The organism is Pseudoalteromonas sp. CST2 (assembly GCF_028599385.1).
GTDB classification, from domain to species: domain Bacteria; phylum Pseudomonadota; class Gammaproteobacteria; order Enterobacterales; family Alteromonadaceae; genus Pseudoalteromonas; species Pseudoalteromonas atlantica.
Map to the genome: position 1 here is coordinate 1 of NZ_JAQREO010000035.1, position 915 is coordinate 915.

Consider the following 915-nt stretch of genomic DNA (forward strand, 5'->3'; position numbering starts at 1 on the left):
GTAAGCGTTTGCGCTTGATTTCAACGTTACTTTATCAATATATCGTCATTAAGCCATGAATACCCAATATCACAAAAACACTGGCCGCAATAGCTCTTACTGTTTTTAGTGGAATTCTTTGTAACAAAGCTTTACCAACGTATATAATAGGGACATTAGCAATTAACATTCCTACCGTTGTCCCTATGGTAACCCATAGTACTGATTGATATTGCGCACCAAGCAATACGGTTGCGATTTGTGTTTTGTCACCAATTTCAGCAATAAAAAATAAGATTAAAGCTACTACAAACGCGCCATAGCAGTCATATTTGTGGCTGACTTCTTCATCCTTATCTGGAATAAGTAGCCAAAGACCCACTACAATAAAGCTTGAATTCACTATCCAAGGTAAGTATCCCACGACAAAGTTCCCACTTAGCCAATCACCAAACCAAGCAGATAAACCATGATTAATAATTGTTGCAGCGAGAATACCTAAAATAAGCGCTATTTTATTATGAAAGCGGGCTGCTAAGAGTAAAGATAAAAGTTGGGTTTTATCGCCTATTTCAGCAAGAGCGACAGTAACGGTAGAGGTTAAGAAAATATCCATAAATTTTAGTCTTTTGGCGGGAAATATTAAACCGAGGCAAACAACTATCTCCCGCCATGAGGATAGTGTCTACCTAGGTCTTGCCGATAATGCTTGCTACAACATTACAAACTTACCATGCACATGAGGTGCAATTATGTTGATAAGTTTACTCACTAATGAGCAGGCTACTCCCCTAAGAGGGTGGCTATTTTCCCACAAAGTAAAATACCAGTAAATATTTAATTATAAGTTTTACCGATGAGCATCTATAAAGTTGGACAAGTTAACGCTGCCACTACACAAGCATATTAAGTCAAAGCCGTTAATCTTCATCAGGG

At 37.9% G+C, this 915-nt stretch carries 1 protein-coding gene and 1 riboswitch; the gene reads right to left on the reverse strand.

What is annotated here, in order from left to right:
* Positions 1-34 precede the first annotated feature (34 nt).
* Positions 35-595 (reverse strand): TMEM165/GDT1 family protein, encoded by a 561-nt coding sequence (locus tag PSH41_RS20015; protein WP_273590052.1) that lies wholly within the window; start codon positions 593-595, stop codon positions 35-37.
* Positions 596-680: 85 nt separating this feature from the next.
* Positions 681-783, reverse strand: a riboswitch (yybP-ykoY riboswitch).
* Positions 784-915: the final 132 nt, after the last annotated feature.